This is a genomic window from Bacillus proteolyticus, from assembly GCF_001884065.1.
GTDB classification, from domain to species: Bacteria; Bacillota; Bacilli; order Bacillales; family Bacillaceae_G; genus Bacillus_A; species Bacillus_A proteolyticus.
Map to the genome: position 1 here is coordinate 300,293 of NZ_MACH01000116.1, position 17,687 is coordinate 317,979.

A 17,687-nucleotide genomic window follows, 5' to 3' on the forward strand; every position below is an offset into this window, starting at 1 on the left:
TATGGCGGGTACTACGCTTGTTTTAAAAGAAGAAAATTTGGTTGTTCTAGAAAATGTTGAAAAATCAGTGTATGAGGAATTACAGCATAAAACAGGAGAAGCAGATTGCACATGTGCTGTGAACGAATCAGTTGTTCACCTTGGCAAAGTATCCTCTGTACTTTGGAATGAAGATGAAATAGATTGGGAATACGGATACTAAAAAGTCGCTTATAGCGGCTTTTTTTCTGTTCTCTCTTTCTAAATTTCATATACAAAGCGTAATCATAGAAAGTATGATAAAATGAACTTAATTTTCAAACGGAAGAAAGGGAGATACAATGGAACAATTCATTAATCCTAGAGTAAAGGACATCCAAATTTCTGGAATCCGCCAATTCTCTAATATGATTCAAAACTATGATAATCTTATCTCTTTAACAATTGGGCAACCCGATTTCCCTACACCTTCTCTCGTAAAAGAAGCGGCAAAACGGGCCATTACAGAAAATTATACAAGCTACACACATAACGCTGGTTTACTAGAATTACGAAAGGCCGCTTGTAACTTTGTAAAAGATAACTACGATTTACATTATTCAGCTGAAAACGAAACCATCGTTACAATCGGTGCTAGTGAAGCAATTGACGTTGCATTCCGAACTATTTTAGAACCAGGAACGGAAGTAATTTTACCTGCTCCTATTTACCCTGGTTACGAGCCGATTATTCGACTATGCGGTGCAACGCCAATTTTTGTAGATGTTCGTGAAACTGGATTTCGTTTAACAGCTGAAGCATTGCAACATGCAATTACAGAACGAACAAGATGCGTCGTTTTACCGTATCCTTCTAATCCAACTGGTGTTACCTTATCAAAAGAAGAATTAGAAGATATTGTATCTGTCTTAAAAGATAAAAATATTTTTGTTCTTTCTGATGAAATTTATAGTGAGCTTGTATATGAAGAAAAACACACATCTATCGCTCATTTCCCAGAAATGCGTGATAAGACGATTGTCATTAACGGCTTATCAAAATCACATTCTATGACCGGCTGGCGTATCGGACTTTTATTTGCTCCAGAATATTTAGCAAAACACATATTAAAAGTTCATCAATACAATGTTACATGTGCTACTTCAATCGCTCAATATGCTGCAATCGAAGCTTTAACAGCTGCTAAAGATGCTCCGAAGATGATGCGCTATCAATACAAAAAACGCCGTGATTACGTATATAATAGACTCATTCAAATGGGTTTAACGGTTGAGAAACCAACAGGTGCATTTTATTTATTCCCATATGTTGGACATTTAACATCTTCATCATTTGATTTTGCACTTGATCTTGTAAAAGAAGCCGGGCTAGCCGTTGTTCCTGGAACAGCATTTTCGGAATACGGTGAAGGCTACCTTCGCCTTTCCTATGCTTATAGCATCGAAACTTTAAAAGAAGGTTGTGACCGTTTAGAAGCCTTTCTAAAGCAAAAAGCTAAGAGTTAAACTCTTAGCTTTTTTTATGCATAGTGATCACAAGTTTGACGCTTCAGTAATTTATGCGGAATAATGATACACTTTGCAGTTAACTCAGCATTCTCTACTTTATCAACTAAAGCTTTTGCTGCTTCATATCCTAGCTGATATATATTTACATCAACTGTCGAAAGCGGAGGACTCGCAATTTCTGATAATAAAGCATTATTAAAGCTTACAATAGAAACATCCTTCGGTACAACGAATCCTTTTTTAGAAAGTGCGCTTAGTACACCAAGTCCAATTAAATCATCCGTTGCCATAATTGCCGTCGGTGGTTGCTTCAGTCCCATTAACTCTTCAACGGCTTGTTGACCACTTTCTCTTGAAAAATCAAAATGTAAAATATACTCTTTTGGTAATACAATGTCTGCTAGTTTTAAAGCATCACTCATACCGGCTAAACGATCTCTCGTTACAAGTAAATCTGATCCACCACCAATGAACGCGATCTGTTTATGGCCTAGTGAAATTAAATATTCTGCCACTTCTCTTGCAGCTGTATAATTGTCATTATCTACATATGTAATTTCATCTTTTCGATCATATGGTTTTCCAATTAAAACAAACGGGAAGTTTTGGTCATGCAAGTATTGAATAATCCGATCGTTCTCTCTTGAATATAAAAGAATAATACCACCGATTTGACGACCTTGTACCATTTTTACAACACCATTAAAAATTTCATCTTCCGTTTCACCAGTCGACATGTAAAGCGCATACCCTTCCACATGTGCAAATGAACTAATTCCTCTTATAACTTCTGGGAAAAACGGATTTTGAAAAGCTTTACTTGCAGAACTCGGCATAACAAGGCCAAGTGTCTTCGTCGTTTGGTTTGCAAGGTTTCTTGCATTTAAATTTGGATGATACCCTAATTCACTCATTACTTTTCGAACACGGCGCTTTGTCTTTTCACTTATACTTGGATTATCAGCAATTACACGAGAAACAGTTGATGGTGCTACGTTCGCCTTCTTCGCCACATCTTTAATTGTAACTGTCATAAAAATCCCCTCCTTTCACTTCTCTGCCATTTTCATATATTTTATCCCGCTATTTGCTGGGCAGTAAGACCCCCACCTCAAAATTCAGCGAAAGCAAAGAAGTTAGGTGGGGGACAGGCTGCCAGTAAAAGCCCGATTGGTGAGAGCTAATAATCAGTGAGGATGAACAACAACCCTACTGATTAAAGTTTCACTTTATCTTGCACTCTTTGCAAGTCATAGGAGAAGTCACAAACTTTCATTTATTTATTCATTTATTTATTCTATCTTGCAAAACTTATCATATTCTCCCTCTCCATGTATTGTAAGGGATATAGCTCTTTTTTCCTATACTATAATATACTATTTATTTCACTTCTTTTCATATGCGATGTCAAATCTCTTTTCATCTCTCTATAATTTTTTTATAGAGAGATGAAAAGAAAAATGGGACATAATGTCCCATTTCTCATCCCTTCGTACCTCCAGCTGTTAAACCAGAAATAAAGTATTTTTGTAATGATAAGAATAAAATCGAAATCGGGATTGCAATTAATACTGAACCGGCTGCAAACGTTGTAAATTCATTACCAAATTTCTTCGCTACCATTTCATAGAGTCCAACTGCTAAAGTATAATTTTCCGGTGTACGCAAAATAATACTCGCTAAAATGAAATCTGTAAATGGACCGATGAAAGTGAATAACGCTACAACTGCCACGATTGGCTTTGCAAGTGGCATAATGATTTGCCAAAAAATACGGAAATGTCCAGCTCCATCCATGCGAGCTGATTCATCCAACTCTTTCGGGATCGTATCAAAATACCCTTTCATAAGCCATGTATTCATAGGGATTGCTCCGCCTACATAAATTAAAATTAATGCAAGATGTGTATCGATTAATCCTGTTAACTGCGCTAATACATATAGAGCGATTAACGCCGCAAAGTTTGGAATCATTTGCAGAATTAAAAATGTTAATAAACCATTCTTTCTTCCAACAAAACGATATCTCGAAAATGCATAAGCAGTAAAACTAATTGCTAACACCGAGAAAATCATCGTTAAAACACTTACTTTTAATGTGTTTTTATACCAAAGTAAATAATTACTATTTTCCAGATCTAATAACTTACGATAATGATCTAACGTTGCATTTTGCGGAATAATACTTGATCCTGATAAACTATCACCCGGATTAAACGATGAGCCAATAATCCATAATAATGGATAAAAAATAATGGCACACATTACAAAGATAACTAAATAACTTAATGAGAGACGTAACATCTTTTGTCGTTTAATATTCATTTACATCATATCCTCTTCTTGGAATGATTTTGTTCTCTTAAATTGCCATAACGCAACTGTAATAACGATTAACGATAAAATCATTGTAAGAGCTGCTGCTTTTCCGTACTGCGCCGAAGTCATCGTTAACTTATAAATCCATGAAATTAAAATATCTGTTCCACCTGCATCTTGCCCCGCTACAGCAGGACCTCCGCCGTTAAATAGATAAATGATACTAAAGTTATTAAAGTTAAACGTATATTGCGTAATTAATATTGGTGCTGTTGCATATAAGACAAGTGGCAATGTAATTTTACGAAACTGTTGCCAAGCTGTAGCTCCATCTACTGTAGCAGCTTCATATAACTCCCCTGGGATCGATTGCAGTATACCTGTTGTCATTGCAAAGACGAACGGGAATCCAAGCCACGTTTGAATCATAATTAAAGCGATTTTTGCCCAAAACGGATCTGTCATCCAAGCAATCTTTTCGATTCCGAATAAAGCTAATACTTGATTGTTAATTGCTCCAAATGTTTCATTAAACATACCTGAGAAAACAAGAATAGATACGAATGCTGGGACCGCCCACGGTAAAATGAAGATTGTTCGAATAATTGCCTTCCCTTTAATACCAGGCTGATTTACGATAATCGCTAAGAAAATACCAAGCGCAACTTGTAATGTCGTTGCAACGAATGTCCAAATGACAGTCCAAGAAAATACGCTTAAAAATGTTTCTCTCCACATCGGTAATGTAAAGATATCAATAAAGTTTTTGAAGCCCACCCAATCTACTAATTTAGCTGGAGGAGAGTGGTATAAATCATAATTCGTAAATCCAATTAAAATTACGAAGATGATTGGAAATACAACTACAAAGATAAGTAATAGAAAACCTGGTGAAACCATTAAATATGGAAAACCTTGATCTAGTAAATTACGGTATTGCTCTTTTACAGAGTTTAATGGGGTTCCTATATCACGTTTCTTCCCGTTTTGGTATGCATCATATAAATTAAATGCATATATTCCGAGTCCAAACACGATGACAATGAGTGCCAAGATTCCTTCTACTAATAGAAAGACAGAATGGTCACGTGGAACTTCTGTACCAAGCGTTACAATTCCCCATAATCCCATATTTAATAAATCAGCAAAGGCTACAATAAATGAACCTGTTAATACTAGAAAAATAAGACCTTTTACAAATTGTTTATTATACATTTGGCCCATGCCTGGAATGATTGATAACATGGTTGCCATTTTCCTATGTTTTGAACCGTTTAAGCCGTTTGCTGGTTCCATAGATGTTTGCATGTTCCTTCCCCCTTTTTTCTGGGAGAGAATTCATGCCCCTCATATGAGAGGCACGAATTTCACCTTATTTTTTCTTACTATGATTTGCCTCAATATTACCTTTAATTTGCTTCACTGCATTATCAAGTGCTGCCTTTGGTGCCTCTTTTTCCGTAACAACTAATTGAAGTGCATCTCCAGCTGGTTTCCATACTTCTTGCATTTCTGGAATGTTCGGCATTGGAATCCCATTTTCAGATTGTGTTGCAACTGCTTTTGCAGCTTCATTATCTTTAATGATTGGATCTTCCATTACTGCTTTTACTGGAGGAATTTCTTTTGTTTTCTCAAATCTGATTTTTGCATTCTCTTCATTTGTTACCCATTCAGTGAACTTTGTAGCTAAATCATTTTGTTTAGAGAAACTTGTTACATGCCATCCTTTAACCCCAACAAATGTTTTCATCGGTTGACCGTTTGGTAATTTTGGCATTGGAGCAACGCCATAATCAATTCCGTTCTTTTCCATTGCTTGGAACGCCCATGGACCATTCATGATAGATGCTGCTTTTCCTTCGTTAAATAGTCCATCAGCAGCAGGTCCACCAGATTCACCGATAATACCTTTCGGGAATAACTTTTCTTTGTACCATTTTTGAAGATATTCCGCACCTTGTACTGCTCCGCTATTATTTAATCCAACATCACTTGCATTTGGCTTTCCGTCTTTTTCACCAAACACATAACCACCCATACCTGCCATGAATGCATTAGCAAAGTAGAAGTTATCTCCTAATGTTAAAAATCCGTACTTGCCATCCTTCGTAAATTCTTTTGAGAAGTTAAACAGCTCGTCCATCGTTTCTGGTGCTTTTGGCATTAATTTTTTATTGTAAATAAAGACCGGTGTCTCAATTGCTTTTGGTAAACCATATAATTTTCCGTTATATGTCTGTGCTGCTATTGATGAGTCAGTAAATTTACTCTTTACAGCATCATCAGCTTTCACTTCAGAAAGTAAACCTTCTGTTACTGCGTTTCCGATTTGATCATGTGGCAATGTTACAACGTCTGGTCCAGTCCCCGCTGGTCCATCAAGGCGTAACTTCTTCACTTGATCTGTCATTTGCATTTCAACAACTTTTACTTTTACTTTATATTTTTCCTCAAAGCTTTTCACGGCTGGTTCTAAACCAACACCTTTTTTATCATCTTCCCAAACGAGAAGATCATAATCTTTCTTCTCTTTACTTGCTTCCTTTTTCCCTGAATCTTTCGGCCCACATGCAGATAACATACCGATTGACAATGCCGAAATTGTTAATAGTGATAATGCTTTCTTCATCCCAAAAAACCTCCCTAAATTGTCTATGTACCTTAGAAATTGAAAACGTTTGCATTAAATAGTTTAATAGAAGCGCAAACAATATCCTAATCTATGAAAACGTTTGCGCTATTTGTCTATCATTATACATTCTTTTATTCATTTTGCAAATATTAATTTTCAAAATAATCCCCTCATACTCTTTATCCATTGACTTTACATAAAATGAATACTACTCTTATAAGCAATATTAAAGTTATGTGAAAGGAAATCGTTTGCAACATAATCTTTATTATTTCGTTTTAGGTAACAATATGTATAGAGATATTAAAGGGGGATTTTCTATATGCTTAAAGAAGCGATCTATCATAGGCCAAAAGATAATTATGCATACGCTTACAATGAAAAAACAATTCACATCCGAATACACACAAAAAGAGATGATGTTCACAGTGCCGCCCTCATCTACGGTGATCCCTACGAATGGCAAGATGGAAAATGGATTACAGCGAGTACACCGATGAAAAAAACCGGATCTACTGAATTATTTGATTATTGGTCGGTTTCAATCGAACCGAAATTTAAACGCTTACGATATGGATTCGAATTAAAAAACGACGTAGACACTCTTATTTATACAGAAAGAGGATTTTTTTCTAACATTCCAAATGACGATGTCGGTAACTTTTTCTGCTTTCCATTCATTCATGCAAAAGATGTTTTCAGGGCACCATCTTGGATTAAAGACACAGTATGGTATCAAATCTTCCCGGAACGATTCGCTAACGGGGACAGCTCATTAAATCCGATAAACACTCTTCCTTGGGGAAGTACCGAACCAACTCCAACTAATTTTTTCGGGGGTGATTTCGCTGGCATTCTTCAAAATCTTGATTACCTTGTGAAGCTTGGAATCTCTGGAATTTATTTCACTCCTATTTTTAAAGCCCATTCGAATCATAAATATGACACAATTGATTACATGGAAATCGACCCACAATTTGGGACGAAAGAAACTTTCAAAGAACTCGTTGAAGCATGTCATAAACGTGGTATAAAAGTAATGCTCGACGCTGTTTTTAATCACAGCGGATACTTCTTCGATAAATTTCAAGACGTGCTGAACCATGGTGAGAATTCCACCTATAAAGATTGGTTCCATATTCATGAATTTCCAATTATTACTGAGCCGCTTCCTAATTATGATACTTTCGCATTTACACCATACATGCCTAAATTAAATACTGCTCATCCAGATGTTAAAGAATATTTACTTGAAGTAGGTCGTTATTGGGTAAGAGAGTTCCATATAGACGGTTGGCGCCTTGATGTCGCAAATGAAGTCGATCACAGTTTTTGGAGAGAATTCCGTAGTGAAATAAAAGCATTAAATCCTGAAGTATATATTTTAGGAGAAATCTGGCATGATGCACTCCCATGGCTACAAGGGGATCAATTTGATGCTGTCATGAGCTATCCTGTGACAAACGCCCTACTTTCTTACTTCGCTAACGAGTCCATTCATGCGAATGAATTCATGAAACAAATTACGGATTCTCTACATTCCTACTCTATGAATGTAAATGAAGCGGCATTTCATTTATTAGACAGTCATGACACACCTAGAATTTTAGCAACATGTAATGGGGATACAAATAAGTTAAAGTTACTCTATGTATTTCACCTTTCTTTCATCGGTTCTCCTTGTATTTATTACGGTGATGAAATCGGTATGGATGGTGGTATGGATCCTGGTTGTCGTAAATGTATGATATGGGATGAAAAAGAACAAGACACTCTTTTATTCACACATATACAAACATTAATTTCATTACGGAAACAATATAAATCATTTGGAGGACACGGTATTTTTCAATTTATCGAAGCAAATGATGAACATAATTATATTTCTTATACAAAAACATATGAAGATGAAACTATCTTTTTCGCTTTAAATCCTACTAACAGTGAAATTACAGCTTCACTCCCTCTTCATATTACTGGGAAGAAAATAATTAACATTTACACAAACGAAGAATTTTCAGCGGAAGCAAGTGTATTACAAGTTACACTTCCACCATATGGATTCTCAATCTTAAAATGGTAACAAAAAATCCTTATGCCAAGGTGTGGCATAAGGATTTTTCTTATTTTAATTTAAATACCATCGCTTCATATGGGCGTAATGTAATATTATCTATCGACCCGATTTCCACGTCGTAATTGTGTATTAATAACTCTAATTCACTATAGCTAATATCCTCAGGCAATTCAAATACACTTTCGTCCGCAGTAAAGTTTGCAACAACAAGAATTTTTTCGGCTCCATAAGTTCTTACATAAGCAAAAATAGAAGGATTGTTTTCTAGTATTAAATCATATGATCCATACACAATAATCTCATTATTTTTACGTAGTTCAATTAATTTTTTATAGTAGTAAAAAATAGAGTTTTCATCTTGGATTGCATGCTCTACATTAATCTCTTTGTAATTAGGATTTACCGCAATCCAAGGCTCACCTGTTGTGAATCCAGCATGCTCTTTATTATCCCACTGCATCGGTGTTCTAGCATTATCTCGGCCTTTTATATAGATAGACTGCATCACTTTCTCTATATCTTCACCGCGATCTATAACTTTTTCCTTATACATATTTAACGTTTCAATATCTCGATATTCATCAATCGATTGGAATCGAACATTCGTCATTCCGATTTCTTCTCCTTGATAAATATACGGTGTCCCCTTCATCATATGAAGTACTGTCGCTAACATTTTCGCTGATTCATTTCGATAAGCTCCATCATTCCCGAAACGCGATACAACACGCGGCTGGTCATGGTTATTCCAATAAAGGCTATTCCAGCCTGTTTGTTCTAATGCTTTTTGCCATTTTGTTAAGTTTTCTTTCAGAGTAAGGAGTGAGCACGGTTTTACATCCCATTTCCCACCTTCTCCAGAATCTAAATCCATATGTTCAAATTGGAATACCATTTGTAGTTCTTTTCTAGCTTCACCTGTATATAATTTAGCCTCTTCTGTCGTTACACCTGGCATTTCCCCAACCGTCATAATGTCATAATGAGACAATACTTCTTCATTCATTTCATGCAAATATTTGTGAATGTTCGGACCGTTCATAAAATGTTTATGCCCTGAAACATATCCTTCTTCATCCGTTTCAACAGCTGGTAAGCCTTCTTCTTTAGAAATAAAATTAATAACATCCATACGGAATCCATCAATTCCTTTTTCTAACCAAAACTTCATCATGCCATAAACATCTTGTCTTACCTTTGCATTATCCCAGTTTAAATCTGGTTGTTTTTTAGAAAACAGATGTAGATAATATTCGTCGGTCATTTCATCATATTGCCATGCAGAGCCACTAAACGCTGCTCCCCAGTTATTCGGCTCTTTCCCTTCATTTCCAGGACGCCATATATAATAGTCTCTATATTTATTATCTTTGGATTTACGTGATTCAATAAACCAATTATGTTCATCTGAAGTATGATTAACAACTAAGTCCATCATAAGTTTCATATTACGTTTATGCATTTCATGTAATAGTTCATCCCAGTCTTCCATTGTTCCGAACTCGTTCATAATTTTACAATAATCACTTATATCATAACCGTTATCATCATTTGGAGATTCATAGACTGGTGATAACCAAATTACATCAATACCCAATTCTTTTAAGTAATCTAGCTTTGAAAGAATGCCACGAAGATCCCCTATGCCATCACCATTACTATCCATAAAACTACGAGGATAAATTTGATATACTACACTTTCTTTCCACCATTGCTTTTCCATTATGCTACCCCCATTTCATCTATACTATAATTTTTTCTTCTTTTAAGGCGCAAACGTTTTCATTAATGAATGATAACAGATTCTATCTTAATTTAAAATAGCGCTTACACTATTTATTCCTCTTTTTCTAAGAAAACAAGCGAAACTTACTATATTTTCTTGCGGAAATGAAAACGTTTTATTTTTTTCTAGTGTTTTTATTTCTTTTTTGAATCTATTCGTTTATAATGAACTCAAAGAAAACGTTTGCATAAATTTCTAGGGGGAAATATCATGGCAGAGCTTAAATTAGAAAATATTTATAAAATATATGATAATAACGTAACAGCCGTAACAGATTTTAACTTACACATTCAAGATAAAGAATTTATCGTATTCGTCGGTCCTTCTGGATGCGGAAAATCTACCACATTACGAATGGTAGCTGGCCTTGAAGATATTTCAAAGGGAGAATTTTCAATTGATGGTAAGCTAATGAACGATGTTCCTCCAAAAGATCGAGATATCGCAATGGTCTTCCAGAACTATGCTCTTTATCCGCATATGAGTGTGTATGATAATATGGCATTCGGATTAAAACTTCGAAAAATACCGAAAGATGAAATTGATCGTCGCGTGAACGACGCAGCAAAAATTTTAGGGCTTGAACAATATTTAACTAGAAAACCAAAAGCGTTATCAGGTGGACAACGACAACGTGTTGCATTAGGCAGAGCAATTGTTCGAGACGCAAAAGTTTTCTTAATGGATGAACCATTGTCAAACTTAGATGCAAAACTACGTGTTGCAATGAGATCCGAAATTTCTAAATTACACCACCGCCTTGGCACAACGACAATTTATGTAACACATGATCAAACTGAAGCAATGACAATGGCTTCACGTCTTGTTGTTATGAAGGATGGAAAGATCCAACAAATCGGAACTCCAAAAGAAGTATATGAAACACCTGAAAATATTTTCGTTGGTGGTTTTATCGGTTCACCCGCAATGAATTTCTTCCGCGGAAAATTAACTGAAACCGATTTCGTTATAGACAGTTCACTAAAGATTAAAGTATCTGAAGGAAAAATGAAGTTATTACGTGAACAAGGCTATGTAAATAAAGAAATTGTTTTAGGTATTCGTCCAGAAGATATTCATGATGAACTATTATTTTTAGAAGCTTCACAATCTACTACTTTCACAACAAAAATTGAAGTTGCAGAGTTGTTAGGGGCTGAATCTATTATATATATGAAACTTGGAAATCAAGATTTTGCAGCACGTGTTGATGCAAGACATACTTTTTCACCTGGAGATCAAATTAAACTTGCATTTGATTTAAATAAAGCGCATTTCTTTGACAGTCAAACAGAACAACGTATTCGCTAAAAAATTATCTTTTATATAACATACAAAAAAACCGTCCACATATATTGAGGGCGGTTTTCCATTATTATGCTAGGGCTTCTATTGTATGAAATGATTGTCCTCTCGTGCTAATAATACCAAAAACAGGTAAATCACTAAGCACCACTTCTTCTTGCTGTTTCATAAAAGATGACGTTAATTGTTTTATCTCTATCCAAACGTCATTAATACAAAGTACATTGGAATCGTTCTCTTGTTGGCGAGAAAAAATAGAATCTATTTTATATAGACCAGCATTTTGAAAAAGCATATCAACACGACTGTATGCCTCCATAGTAAAACTGATAACACGTTGCCAATCTCCTTGTTTTCCCATATCATAGGATACAAAAAGTGCCTCTCCGCCTAGATTCGTAATTTCTTCCACTGTTGCTTGTCCACTTTCTTGATCAATGTCCGTCACAATTACTTTTGCGCCTTGCTTAGCCAACAAAAGAGCTGTACTACGTCCAATACCGATGCCACCGCCAGTTACAATGGCAACCTTTCCTGCAAGCTTCATTTTCATTACCCCTTCTATATGTCTTACCGTCATTCAGTATACTCCTTTATTAGATTAGTCCGCAAGCAGGAAAAGTTAACCTCACAACTTGTAAGCGATTACTTTTTTGTTTCTTTTTTCTTACTATTATATTGATCAAAGGTTAAACCGATAAAAATAAGAATCCCCCAAAATATTAAGCTACCTCCGGTCATTCCAAATCCCCCTTTGTTATATAACAATATTATTTATATTCATTATAACATTAACTTAATTTTCAATCTATTCAAACGGAAAATAGGATGTTTGAATTAGCCACCGCTTCTTTAAACATCCTTCAGTAAGATGGAGAGTACTATATAGTAGATATCCAGCCCATATAAATTCCATTATATCAATTACATTTATCAAATTTCTAAAAAAAATAAGACTTTTTATATGCAAACAATAAAAAGTCTTATTTCACTATTATAACGTATAATCTAAATATCCCTTATACCAGACTCATCACTTTCGTCTTTGCAATTAAATCATGGAAACCACAATTATCTTTGCGGAATAACATCATATATACGTTACATATTAATGGGATTCCAAGTAACAATATGTTTGGTAATAACAATACAAAAAATCGTATTATTAATGTTTGTAACGTTAGTTTTTCACTTGTTAATGAAATTACTTTTGTTCTTGTTACCTTTTTACCTACTGTAGAACCGTTCCAAATAAAGGGTAACAAAATAAAATATATAGCCATTAGCATGAAAGCTACCGTAAGGTCATATCTATAGTCACCAAAACTTATATTAAAACGATTGAAAATAGCACTATAGTTTCCGGTGGTAACAGCTACTATCGCACCGTACATAACCGAGATTAAAAACATGTCAATAAGGGAAGCACCTATGCGATTCATTACAAGCGCTGGACGATGCATCTTTAACTTCATTCTATGTCGACTCCTTCATATCCTTCTTTACCCGTTTCATCGTACCACTTCTAAAAAACATTGTAAACTAGCGTTTCTCTTACTTTTCTTGTACAATGTGTTACAACAGCACTATAAAGGAGGTTCCCATATTGAAAAGATGGATAATCCTATTTGCCGCACTCTTATTAACAGGTTGTACAGGCAATACAAACCATTTAACCTATACAATTAACGACGAATATGAACTCATACATACTTCTGGAGATGCATTTGAACTTTTCCCCTCGCAAGATGCTGTATATGCTACACAATACATCCCTGCTAAAATCACAGAAATTGCTTGGGACGATAAATACATTATCGCAAAACAAATTGAGGAAAAATCAGATCCAAATAATCCCGATGCAGCAATTACAAATAAAAAAAGTGAACATTATTGGATTATCGATGTAAAGCATAATAAACGATTCGGTCCTTATAATGAAAAACAATTTAACGAACAAAAAGATGCATTTAAAATTACAGTACCTTTTCAAAGTGTAGATTCATATGTGAAAGAGCTAAAAAAACAGTCAGCATAAATTTTTATGCTGACTGTTTTCGTTTAAATACACACCTTACTTGGAAATTGAGATATTGAAAGTTTGTGGCTCTTGAACAGTTTCATGAGTATCTCCTGCCGCTAAATCATCTGTTGTAAACTTAATATCCTTTACCTTCTCTTTTCCATCATCAAGTATTAAACCGATAATTCCGGCTCGTGTCTCACCAGGCTTATAATCTTCCCTTGATACACTCTTTGTCCCCACCAGTGTGTCTTCTTCATATAAAAAGTTTTGAGTCGCTACATTAAAATGTTGTTTATCATTAATAATAACATCATTCATAGAGAAGAATTGCATGTTCTTATTTCCACTATTTTCTACCTTATATGTAATTTCAACATACCGAATCGTGTCGCTAATCTCTGTTCCACTTAACGATGCATATAATTCAGCATCTTCTTGACTCACTTTATCTCCCAATCTACGCTTTACTTCTTCAGGAGTTAATGCCGTATACACTTTCAATGTATTTTTTGCATCTTTGCTCATTTGTGATAATGAGATAACTTTAACGTCTTGTACATGAATTTTCATTGGGGCTACTTCAAATGTTTGATTCACAGAATGAATCTGTTCTAATTCAAATGTCCCCCATCCTTTTTCTTTCACTTTTTGTCCTACTTTTTTAAGCTCACGCCCACCATACTCTTTTGTTTCTGGAATAGATTCTTTCTTTTTAGGTTCTGCCTTCTTTTCTTCTTGATGGAAGCAACCACTTAACATAAGAAGAAAACTACATAATACAAAAATATTTTTCCATGCTTTCATCATTTAATTTCTCCTAACACTATCATTCATTAATATAAATTAGTCCCTTGCTTTGTAAACTATAGAAACAATGAGAAGTCCACAAAACGAACTTGTCAGTCCAGATACTATTATACCCCCTATTTGGAAAATATGAAAATAGGGATCTATGAACGCATGAACGATAAATATAATGGCTGCCAAACCAATAGATAAAGACCAGTACTTCCTTTTTTCCGAAGTTAAACTAGTATCTCTATCCATCCTTCTATATTTCCATAGTACATATATTAGTAATAGTAGACCGAAACATGTACTCCCATGCTGTAAAAACTTATAAATCGGAATACTATATACTTCTTGCTGTAACAGCGGCATTTTCATAACAAAATAGCCGGTCTTATGAGTAAACGCATCCCAAACGACATGCGTCACCATGCCAAACAATGCGGAATAGCAAAATACAAAAAAATCCTTCCAATTATAAAGCGCCCACTTCTCATCTACTACATATTTATAGTAACTAGCAAAAGGCTTAGGTAAATGTGTTATAAATGGTCCTTTTAAAATACAATGATATGCATACGCTAATAAAAAAACGAGTGGTAAATTCAAATATAAGAAACCAGCCCATGTATGGCCAATAATACCGTATGGCCTAAAATGTAAAAAATATTCAAAATCAGGTGCCATACTACCTAATATAAGAGCCGTTACTGAAATGTAACCTTTTTTCTTAACAAAAGGGAGAACAGCTGCTGGATGTGCAAATGTAAACGGCATGTTTAACTCCTTTTCATAATTTTAATAGAATACATACTATCATAACGACATGAATAATCTCCATGCAATATTTATTTTCACATTGGAATATGATAGTTTAAATGATATAATCCACATGAAATATTCAGAAAATAAGGAGGAGTTCCCGTGTCATTAACACTTGTCTTTTTTCTTGTTCTGTTTACCTTGTTTTTAAGTACATACATTGGATTTTTTCTATGGAAGCATTTAAGGATTATAAAATACACGCCCGCTCTCGTTGGCTTTATGAGCGTTCTTTTCATTTTTATATGGAAGAGGATGACTTTCGGCTGGGAAGGTCTCGGTTTTAGCGCACTTCAGTATACAATTCTAGCCGCAAGTTGTCTTACACTTGTATTCGCTGCCTTTTTAGAATCAAAATCCGTTATGAATTGAGGTTTATATATTGATTGACGTACCTTTTTTAAAAAATGTCACATTAAAAAAAGAAAGTATTCCTAGTTTTTCCGCATATCCTTACTGCTTACCCGCTATTCAAACATTACAATCACTAGATTTCCACCCAAATGTAACATTCATTATTGGAGAAAACGGAACGGGTAAATCAACATTACTCGAAGCAATTGCAGTTGCTTTAGGTTTTAATGCAGAAGGTGGAACAAAAAATTTCCGCTTTAGCACAAACGATTCACATTCGTCTTTACATGAATATCTTCGAATTTCCAAAAGTTTCAATACACCAAACGACGGCTTCTTTCTTCGCGCTGAGTCATTTTATAACGTCGCTTCTTATATTGATGAAATGGATGCTGATTCAGAGGCACGCGGAAATCCAGTTATTGACTCATACGGTGGTATCTCACTACACAAACAATCACATGGTGAATCATTCTTCTCATTATTTATGAATCGCTTTTCAGGACAAGGTTTATACATTTTAGATGAGCCTGAGGCAGCTTTATCTCCGATGAGACAACTTTCAATGCTCATTCGAATGCATGAATTAGCTAAGCAAGGTTCACAGTTTGTCATCGCAACGCATTCTCCCATTTTAATGGCTTATCCAGAATGTACTATATATTCTTTAACCCAAGAGGGAATTCATGAATCAACTTTAGAAGAAACGGAACATTACCAAACGACGAAGCTTTTCTTTGAAAATCGCGATCGATTATTTCATCATTTATTTAAGTCATAAAAAAGAGGCAGCAATCGCTGCCTCTTTTTTATAATGCTTCTATAAATAAAGCTACTCCAATGCCGCCTCCAACACATAGAGAGGCAATACCTTTCTCTAATCCGCGTCTTTTTAATTCGTGAATTAAACTTACAGTAATACGAGCTCCTGTACAACCGATTGGATGTCCAAGTCCTACACCACTACCGTTTACATTCACTTTCTCACGATCTAATCCTAACTCTTTCTCTACAGCTAAGTATTGTGCAGCGAAAGCTTCATTAATTTCAAGTAAATCTGCATCTTCTAATGACCAATCTACTTTTTCTAACCCTTTGCGAATTGCTGGTGCTGGTCCAATACCCATAATTTTTGGATCTACACCCGCTACTGAATATCCAACAATGCGAGCTAACGGTTGTAACCCTTTTTCTTTCGCTTTTTCCTCACTCATTAATACTAAAACCGCACTTCCGTCATTAAGACCAGACGCATTTCCTGCCGTTACCGATCCATCTTTACGGAAAGCTGGTTTTAATCCTGCTAATTTTTCCGCTGTAATATCTGCACGTGGATGTTCATCCTTCGAAAATACAACTTCTTTTCTACGTTCTTTTATCGTAATAGGAACAATTTGATCGTCAAAGTATCCAGACTCGATTGCTTGCAGTGCCAATGTGTGACTGCGAAGTGCAACTTCATCTTGTTCCTCTCTCGTAATTTCATATTGGTCAACTAAATTTTCCGCTGTTTCACCCATCATAATATGATGCAATGGATCTTCTAATATTTCCCACACTGTATCACGGATTTCTCCATGTTGTAGACGTTGTCCCCAGCGGTGTTGTTTTAATGCATAAGGGCTTGAACTCATTGCTTCTACTCCACCTGCAACAACAATATCACTTACACCTAATTGAATTTGCATTGCAGCAGACATAATTGCTTGCATACCTGAAGAACATTGACGTTGAATTGTATAACCAGTAACTGTGTCAGGAAACCCTGCCGCTAATGCAGCTGTTCTTGCCGTATTTGCTTCATCAGTTCTTTGAATACAATGACCTAAAATCACTTCATCAACTTCATGTGGCTCTACTCCGCCTCTTTTTACAGCTTCCTGAAGTACAGGAACAGCTAATTCTACTGGTGTGATATTTTTTAGTGCTCCTCCGAAAGTTCCAATTGGTGAACGAACTGCAGCTGTAATGACAACATTATGCATTTTGTACTTGCCCCTCTCTTATGTACCCTAGTAAGTTTTTAGATGGAATTCCATAAGATGTATGTCTACAATTATCATACTATAAACATACTAAAAAATCAA

At 35.3% G+C, this 17,687-nt stretch carries 18 protein-coding genes; 7 read left to right on the plus strand and 11 right to left on the minus strand.

Annotated elements, in window-relative coordinates; all coding sequences use genetic code 11:
* Position 1 precedes the first annotated feature (1 nt).
* Positions 2-202, plus strand: a complete 201-nt coding sequence (locus BAQ49_RS21050) for a protein YkzT (RefSeq protein ID WP_000929282.1) — start codon at positions 2-4, stop codon at positions 200-202.
* A 118-nt stretch (positions 203-320) separates the two neighbouring features.
* Entirely contained in the window at positions 321-1,484 is a 1,164-nt protein-coding gene (locus BAQ49_RS21055; protein ID WP_071746905.1) for an aminotransferase A, read from the plus strand.
* Positions 1,485-1,498: 14 nt separating this feature from the next.
* Here the strand turns inward: BAQ49_RS21055 and malR are convergent, their stop codons facing one another.
* The 4 genes from malR to BAQ49_RS21075 form a co-directional block, all read right to left on the minus strand.
* Positions 1,499-2,521 carry a maltose operon transcriptional repressor MalR gene (gene malR / locus BAQ49_RS21060; RefSeq protein WP_071746906.1) on the minus strand — a complete coding sequence of 341 codons (1,023 nt, stop codon included), beginning with the start codon at positions 2,519-2,521 and terminating at the stop codon, positions 1,499-1,501.
* 448 nt (positions 2,522-2,969) lie between these two features.
* Positions 2,970-3,812, minus strand: coding sequence for a maltosaccharide ABC transporter permease MalD (gene malD / locus BAQ49_RS21065; RefSeq protein WP_001022608.1), 843 nt, complete (start codon positions 3,810-3,812; stop codon positions 2,970-2,972).
* Positions 3,813-5,114 carry a maltosaccharide ABC transporter permease MalC gene (gene malC / locus BAQ49_RS21070; RefSeq protein WP_071713149.1) on the minus strand — a complete coding sequence of 434 codons (1,302 nt, stop codon included), beginning with the start codon at positions 5,112-5,114 and terminating at the stop codon, positions 3,813-3,815. It lies immediately after the preceding gene.
* Positions 5,115-5,178: 64 nt separating this feature from the next.
* Positions 5,179-6,438: an extracellular solute-binding protein gene (locus BAQ49_RS21075; protein WP_071746907.1), complete on the minus strand. Its 1,260-nt coding sequence runs from the start codon at positions 6,436-6,438 to the stop codon at positions 5,179-5,181.
* 325 nt (positions 6,439-6,763) lie between these two features.
* On the opposite strand from BAQ49_RS21075, the gene BAQ49_RS21080 reads away from it, so the two are divergent.
* Positions 6,764-8,524 carry an alpha-glycosidase gene (locus BAQ49_RS21080; RefSeq protein ID WP_071746908.1) on the plus strand — a complete coding sequence of 587 codons (1,761 nt, stop codon included), beginning with the start codon at positions 6,764-6,766 and terminating at the stop codon, positions 8,522-8,524.
* 40 nt (positions 8,525-8,564) lie between these two features.
* Here BAQ49_RS21080 and BAQ49_RS21085 read toward each other — a convergent pair whose 3' ends face one another.
* Positions 8,565-10,241: a glycoside hydrolase family 13 protein gene (locus tag BAQ49_RS21085; protein WP_071746909.1), complete on the minus strand. Its 1,677-nt coding sequence runs from the start codon at positions 10,239-10,241 to the stop codon at positions 8,565-8,567.
* A gap of 273 nt (positions 10,242-10,514) precedes the next feature.
* On the opposite strand from BAQ49_RS21085, the gene BAQ49_RS21090 reads away from it, so the two are divergent.
* The gene (locus BAQ49_RS21090) at positions 10,515-11,615 is read left to right on the plus strand and encodes an ABC transporter ATP-binding protein (protein ID WP_071746910.1); all 1,101 of its coding nucleotides are present in this window, start codon (positions 10,515-10,517) and stop codon (positions 11,613-11,615) included.
* A 64-nt stretch (positions 11,616-11,679) separates the two neighbouring features.
* Here the strand turns inward: BAQ49_RS21090 and BAQ49_RS21095 are convergent, their stop codons facing one another.
* The 3 genes from BAQ49_RS21095 to BAQ49_RS21105 form a co-directional block, all read right to left on the minus strand.
* Positions 11,680-12,189: an SDR family NAD(P)-dependent oxidoreductase gene (locus BAQ49_RS21095; RefSeq protein WP_071746911.1), complete on the minus strand. Its 510-nt coding sequence runs from the start codon at positions 12,187-12,189 to the stop codon at positions 11,680-11,682.
* 65 nt (positions 12,190-12,254) lie between these two features.
* Positions 12,255-12,350, minus strand: coding sequence for a hypothetical protein (locus tag BAQ49_RS21100; RefSeq protein ID WP_000145641.1), 96 nt, complete (start codon positions 12,348-12,350; stop codon positions 12,255-12,257).
* A 278-nt stretch (positions 12,351-12,628) separates the two neighbouring features.
* Positions 12,629-13,084, minus strand: coding sequence for an RDD family protein (locus BAQ49_RS21105; protein WP_071746912.1), 456 nt, complete (start codon positions 13,082-13,084; stop codon positions 12,629-12,631).
* A 131-nt stretch (positions 13,085-13,215) separates the two neighbouring features.
* Here BAQ49_RS21105 and BAQ49_RS21110 point away from each other — a divergent pair, with 131 nt between their 5' ends.
* On the plus strand, positions 13,216-13,647 hold the full coding sequence (locus BAQ49_RS21110) for a DUF3997 domain-containing protein (protein WP_071746913.1): 432 nt from the start codon (positions 13,216-13,218) through the stop codon (positions 13,645-13,647).
* Between the two features lie 36 nt (positions 13,648-13,683).
* Here the strand turns inward: BAQ49_RS21110 and BAQ49_RS21115 are convergent, their stop codons facing one another.
* Together BAQ49_RS21115 and BAQ49_RS21120 are read right to left on the minus strand one after the other, a co-directional pair.
* Positions 13,684-14,442, minus strand: coding sequence for a hypothetical protein (locus BAQ49_RS21115; RefSeq protein ID WP_071746914.1), 759 nt, complete (start codon positions 14,440-14,442; stop codon positions 13,684-13,686).
* A 36-nt stretch (positions 14,443-14,478) separates the two neighbouring features.
* Positions 14,479-15,201, minus strand: coding sequence for a DUF4184 family protein (locus BAQ49_RS21120; RefSeq protein ID WP_071746915.1), 723 nt, complete (start codon positions 15,199-15,201; stop codon positions 14,479-14,481).
* 147 nt (positions 15,202-15,348) lie between these two features.
* Here BAQ49_RS21120 and BAQ49_RS21125 point away from each other — a divergent pair, with 147 nt between their 5' ends.
* Positions 15,349-15,618: a hypothetical protein gene (locus BAQ49_RS21125; protein ID WP_071747013.1), complete on the plus strand. Its 270-nt coding sequence runs from the start codon at positions 15,349-15,351 to the stop codon at positions 15,616-15,618.
* Between the two features lie 10 nt (positions 15,619-15,628).
* Positions 15,629-16,381, plus strand: a complete 753-nt coding sequence (locus tag BAQ49_RS21130; RefSeq protein ID WP_071746916.1) for an AAA family ATPase — start codon at positions 15,629-15,631, stop codon at positions 16,379-16,381.
* A gap of 28 nt (positions 16,382-16,409) precedes the next feature.
* Here BAQ49_RS21130 and BAQ49_RS21135 read toward each other — a convergent pair whose 3' ends face one another.
* Positions 16,410-17,585: an acetyl-CoA C-acetyltransferase gene (locus BAQ49_RS21135; RefSeq protein ID WP_071746917.1), complete on the minus strand. Its 1,176-nt coding sequence runs from the start codon at positions 17,583-17,585 to the stop codon at positions 16,410-16,412.
* Positions 17,586-17,687 lie beyond the last annotated feature (102 nt).

Bases quoted from the DNA above. Each gene is read 5' to 3' on its own strand.
- BAQ49_RS21050 (WP_000929282.1), top strand. From the start codon at position 2: ATGGCGGGTACTACGCTTGTTTTAAAAGAAGAAAATTTGGTTGTTCTA.
- BAQ49_RS21055 (WP_071746905.1), top strand. From the start codon at position 321: ATGGAACAATTCATTAATCCTAGAGTAAAGGACATCCAAATTTCTGGA.
- malR (WP_071746906.1), bottom strand. From the start codon at position 2,521: ATGACAGTTACAATTAAAGATGTGGCGAAGAAGGCGAACGTAGCACCA.
- malD (WP_001022608.1), bottom strand. From the start codon at position 3,812: ATGAATATTAAACGACAAAAGATGTTACGTCTCTCATTAAGTTATTTA.
- malC (WP_071713149.1), bottom strand. From the start codon at position 5,114: ATGCAAACATCTATGGAACCAGCAAACGGCTTAAACGGTTCAAAACAT.
- BAQ49_RS21075 (WP_071746907.1), bottom strand. From the start codon at position 6,438: ATGAAGAAAGCATTATCACTATTAACAATTTCGGCATTGTCAATCGGT.
- BAQ49_RS21080 (WP_071746908.1), top strand. From the start codon at position 6,764: ATGCTTAAAGAAGCGATCTATCATAGGCCAAAAGATAATTATGCATAC.
- BAQ49_RS21085 (WP_071746909.1), bottom strand. From the start codon at position 10,241: ATGGAAAAGCAATGGTGGAAAGAAAGTGTAGTATATCAAATTTATCCT.
- BAQ49_RS21090 (WP_071746910.1), top strand. From the start codon at position 10,515: ATGGCAGAGCTTAAATTAGAAAATATTTATAAAATATATGATAATAAC.
- BAQ49_RS21095 (WP_071746911.1), bottom strand. From the start codon at position 12,189: ATGACGGTAAGACATATAGAAGGGGTAATGAAAATGAAGCTTGCAGGA.
- BAQ49_RS21100 (WP_000145641.1), bottom strand. From the start codon at position 12,350: ATGACCGGAGGTAGCTTAATATTTTGGGGGATTCTTATTTTTATCGGT.
- BAQ49_RS21105 (WP_071746912.1), bottom strand. From the start codon at position 13,084: ATGAAGTTAAAGATGCATCGTCCAGCGCTTGTAATGAATCGCATAGGT.
- BAQ49_RS21115 (WP_071746914.1), bottom strand. From the start codon at position 14,442: ATGATGAAAGCATGGAAAAATATTTTTGTATTATGTAGTTTTCTTCTT.
- BAQ49_RS21120 (WP_071746915.1), bottom strand. From the start codon at position 15,201: ATGCCGTTTACATTTGCACATCCAGCAGCTGTTCTCCCTTTTGTTAAG.
- BAQ49_RS21135 (WP_071746917.1), bottom strand. From the start codon at position 17,585: ATGCATAATGTTGTCATTACAGCTGCAGTTCGTTCACCAATTGGAACT.